Origin of the sequence: Gordonibacter pamelaeae 7-10-1-b, assembly GCF_000210055.1 — a bacterium.
Classification (GTDB): domain Bacteria; phylum Actinomycetota; class Coriobacteriia; order Coriobacteriales; family Eggerthellaceae; genus Gordonibacter; species Gordonibacter pamelaeae.
Genome location: NC_021021.1, coordinates 1,541,736 through 1,546,156, shown reverse-complemented (window position 1 = coordinate 1,546,156; position 4,421 = coordinate 1,541,736). Strand labels below are relative to the sequence as shown.

The window sequence follows — 4,421 nt, the reverse complement described above, 5'->3', positions numbered from 1 at the left end:
CCAGCTCTTCGTCCACGCTCACGGGCGCGGCTCCGGGCCGGGTGGATTCGCCGCCCACGTCCACGATGGCGGCTCCCTCCTCCACCATCCGCTCGGCGTGCGCGAGCGCGGCATCCCTGTCCTCGTGCTCGCCGCCGTCGGAGAAGGAATCGGGGGTAACGTTCAAGATGCCCATGACGATGGGCATCTTGGTGTCGAACTCGAAATCAGCACAGCGCCAGATCATTTACGCTCTCCGTCGCCTTTCTCGTCGTCGGTGCGGTCGGCGGGCTTCCCGTCCTGCGGCGCGCCCTTGCCGTCGCCCATCATCTCGCGGAAGCCCTTCTCCATCTCGTCGAGGAAGCTCTTCGAGCCGTCAGCGGGCTCTGCAGGGGCCGCGCCCGACGCCTGCGCACCGGCTGCGGCCCCGTCATCCTCATCGGAGGGCTCGCGGAACGGGGGGTTCGGGTTTTGGTCGCCCGGCTCCACCGGCTCCTCTTTCCAGTTCGGGTCGGCGAGCTTGGCATCGCGCTCGCGCGCCGACTGCTCCTCGGCCTCCTTGCGGGCGTTGATCTCGCCCTCGTGCTTCAGGTAGTCATCCCACGTGTTGTCAAGCAGCGCCAGGCACGCCTCGCCCTCCACCGTCTCGCGCTCCAGGAGCACGCTGGCCATGAGGTCCATCTGCTCGCGATGGCTCACGAGGATCTCGTAGGCGCGGTCGTGCGCGTCCTTCATAATGCGGGCGACCTCGTCGTCGATGCGCTTGGCCGTCTCCTCCGAGTAGTCCTGCGTGTTGCCGTAGTCGCGGCCCAGGAACACCTCGTGGTTCGGCTGGCCGAACACCTGCGTGCCCAGCTCGGCGCTCATGCCGTACTGCGTGACGATGGCGCGGGCCATCTTCGTGGCGCGCTCGAGGTCGTTCGAGGCGCCCGTGGTGATGTCGTCGCAGAAGATCTCCTCCGCCACGCGGCCGCCCATGAACACGGCCAGCTCGTCGCGCATCTCGCCGAGCGAGTTGAGCACCTTGTCCTCCTTGGGGATGGACAGCGTGTAGCCCAGCGCGCGGCCGCGCGAGATGATCGAGATCTTGTGCACGGGGTCGGCGTGCGGCAGCAAATGCCCCACCAGGGCGTGGCCGCTCTCGTGGTAGGCGATAGTGTGCTTGGTCTGCTCGTCGAGCACGCGGCCCTTGCGCTCCGGACCGGCGATGACGCGCTCCATGGACTCGCTCACCTCGCGCTGCGTGATGATCTTCTTGCCGCGGCGCGCCGTGAGCAGCGCCGACTCGTTCATGAGGTTCGCCAGGTCGGCGCCCGTGAAGCCCGGCGTGAGCTTGGCCACCTTCGCCAGGTCAACGTCGCTGCCGATGGGCTTGTCCTTGCTGTGCACCTGCAGGATCTTCTCGCGGCCCTTCACGTCGGGCGCGTCCACCACGATCTGGCGGTCGAAGCGGCCGGGGCGCAGCAGGGCGGGGTCGAGCACGTCGGCGCGGTTCGTGGCGGCGATGAGCACCACGGAGTCGTTGCTCTCGAAGCCGTCCATCTCCACGAGCAGCTGGTTGAGCGTCTGCTCGCGCTCGTCGTGGCCGCCGCCCAGGCCCGTGCCGCGCTGGCGGCCCACCGCGTCGATCTCGTCGATGAAGATGATGGCCGGGCTCGCGTCCTTGGCCTGCTGGAACAGGTCGCGCACGCGGGAGGCGCCCACGCCCACGAACATCTCCACGAAGTCCGAGCCCGAGATGCTGAAGAACGGCACGCCCGCCTCGCCGGCGACGGCGCGCGCGAGCAGCGTCTTGCCGGTGCCCGGAGGGCCCACAAGCAAGCAGCCGCGGGGGATCTTCGCGCCCATGGACTGGTACTTCGCCGGGTTCGCCAGGAAGTCCTTGATCTCCTGCATCTCCTCCACGGCCTCGTCCACGCCGGCCACGTCGGAGAACTTCACGTCCGGGCGCTCCTCGATGGACTTCTTCGTCTTGGCCTTGCCGAACGACATCTGCGAGTTGTTCGCCTTCTGCATGGAGTTGAAGAAGAAGAACAGCAGCGCGCCGATGGCGATGATGGGCAGCAGCGTGATGAGCAGGTCCATGAAGCCGGACGGCAGGTTCACCTGGTAGGGGATGTTCGGGTGCGCGGCCATGAGCTCGCCGAGCGAGTCCTGGCCCACGTAGGTGGACGTGAAGTTGCGCTCGCTGCCGAGGGTGGCCGCGTTGACGTCGGTGGTGCCCACGCCGCCCAGCGCCTTGCCGGTGTCGGGGTTCTTGAGCGTGGCCATGCGCGCGTTGAGCGCCTGGAACGCGTCGTTGAACGCGTTGGCCGCCGTCGAGCCTGCCGTGACGGCCGGGTAGTACGAGCCGGACACGGTATGCCCGCCGGCGTCGTACACGACCTTCGTGACGCGGTCCTGCTCCACCGCCTGCACGAACTCCGACGTGATGAGGCCGTCGGTCTGCGTGGTGCTGGACATGTTCATGAACTGCTGGCCCACGAAGAAGGCCACGATCAGGAACAGGACGACCGAGATGATGGTCGTCCGAGGACTTGGCTGCTGGAACTGCGACTTCTTGTTGTTGTTCTTGTTATCCTGTGCCATGGAGCCTGACTTTCCTTCCCGAACGGCCGGCTGCGGCTTCCGGCGCGGACTTCCCATCCGCCGCCTGCTAAAGCCGCCTCCGCACGCTTACCTGGCGGGCTGGACGGCACCCGTTCGGTGCGCCTCCGTCCGCCGCGGGTACGTCGTTATTGGTAGATCTCCGGCTTCAAGATGCCGATGCAGGGCAGGTTGCGATAGCGTTCCGCGTAGTCCAGCCCGTAACCCACGATGAAATCGTCGGGGCACTCGAAACCGAGGTATTTGCAGTCGATCTTCGCCTGCGCGGGCGTCTTCTTCCGCAGAAGCGTGGCCACTTCGAGGGAGGCCGGATGACGCGACGACAGGTTTTTCAGCAAGTACGTCAAGGTGAGACCGGAGTCGAGGATATCCTCGGCCACGATCACGTGGCGCCCTTCGATCTCGGACGTGAGGTCTTTCAGGATGCGTACGACGCCGGAGCTCTTCGCACCGTTGCCGTACGACGAGACGGCCAGGTAGTCCATCTCCACCGGCAGCTCGATCCTGCGGGCCAGGTCCGCCATGAAGATAGCCGCGCCGCGCAGCACGGACACGAGGACGATGCCGCCCTCGTCCGCGGTGCAGGCGTAGTCGCGCGTGATAGCGCGTCCCATCTCGCCCACGCGCCCGGCGATTTCCTCTTCGGTGAACAGCACCTCGGCTAGGTCGTTGTGCACAGTTCGCATCCTCTTCGTCACATCCGCGCCCGCCGCGCCCCGTCCCGCGCCGAGGCGCGATACGTGAGCGGAGGCGTCACGCTTACCTTGAGATTCGGTTAGTGTACCATTGCACCCTTCATAAAAGGAGACGAGACGGTAACGCCGGGCCAAGGGCCACGATTTTTACATTTCGCTGCGGGAACAGGGCGTATAGGTTGAAAAAGCAGCGGGTTTCGTTTTCGTCAGCCAGCCGTCAGCGAGCGGCGAACAGGTCGGGGAACTCGTCCAGCAGGCGGCCGACCGGCAGGCCGATGACCGTGTCGAGCGCACCGTCGACGCCCTCCACGAGGCTGGCCCCCTCCCCTTGCACGGCGTAGGCGCCCGCCTTGTCGAACGACTCGCCTTTCCGCAGGTAGTCAGCAATTTCCTCGTCGGTGAGGCTGCGGAACGTGACGGCGGAGCGGTCGACGAACGTGCGAAAGCCCACGGAGATGTCCTCGATGGTCGGCGCGGCCACCATCCACAGCGACACGGCCGTGACCACCTCGTGGGTGCGGCCGGACAGGCGGCGCAGCATGCGCTTGGCGTCCGAGAGGCTGGCGGGCTTGCCGAATATCTCGCCGTCGAGCACGACCATGGTATCGGCGCCCAGCACGGCCGCCATGCCCAGGTAGTTCTCGGACAGCACCTCCTGCACCACGGCGCCGGCCTTGCGCTCGGCCAGCTTCTTCGCCGCCTCGGGCGGGTCGGCCAAAAGGTCGGGCTCCAAGGTCTCGTCGACCTCGGACACGCGCACGGAGAACGCGATGCCCGCGTCCTCCAGCAGCTGCTTGCGCCGCGGCGAGCCGCTGGCCAGGATGATGTCGGGGGCGGGCTCCCCGCCGGAAGCGGCGGCCCCCGCGCTGCACGCGGCCGCCTCGTGGGTGTTCTGTTCGTTATCCATGCCCGGTATTGTAACGCAAGGCCGGGTGCAGAAGGGCGCGAACCCGGCTTCCCGTCACTTCCGCTTTCGGCGTGCGCGGAACGCGGCCATGGGCTCGATGCGCACGCCGCGCTTGTTGGCGCTGACGGCCAGGTCTCCCTGGATGTTCGCCACGTAGCCGCCGCGGGGGGCGCCGGCATCGTCGTAGGCGGCCAGCACGGCTTCCACCGACGCCGCCTCCACGCGCGCCTCGG

General features: G+C 67.2%; 4 protein-coding genes. All 4 read right to left on the bottom strand.

From position 1 onward, the window contains the following. The coding region (locus tag GPA_RS07140; protein ID WP_041239227.1) for a dihydropteroate synthase at nucleotides 1-226 on the bottom strand (226 nt) is incomplete at its 3' end. Beyond that, entirely contained in the window at nucleotides 223-2,568 is a 2,346-nt protein-coding gene (ftsH, locus tag GPA_RS07135) for an ATP-dependent zinc metalloprotease FtsH (RefSeq protein ID WP_015539443.1), read from the bottom strand. The genes ftsH and GPA_RS07140, both read right to left, overlap by 4 nt. 146 nt (nucleotides 2,569-2,714) lie before the next feature. Continuing rightward, nucleotides 2,715-3,263, bottom strand: a complete 549-nt coding sequence (hpt, locus tag GPA_RS07130) for a hypoxanthine phosphoribosyltransferase (protein WP_041239226.1) — start codon at nucleotides 3,261-3,263, stop codon at nucleotides 2,715-2,717. 235 nt (nucleotides 3,264-3,498) lie between these two features. Continuing rightward, nucleotides 3,499-4,188 (bottom strand): Maf family protein, encoded by a 690-nt coding sequence (locus tag GPA_RS07125; RefSeq protein WP_015539442.1) that lies wholly within the window; start codon nucleotides 4,186-4,188, stop codon nucleotides 3,499-3,501. Nucleotides 4,189-4,421: the final 233 nt, after the last annotated feature.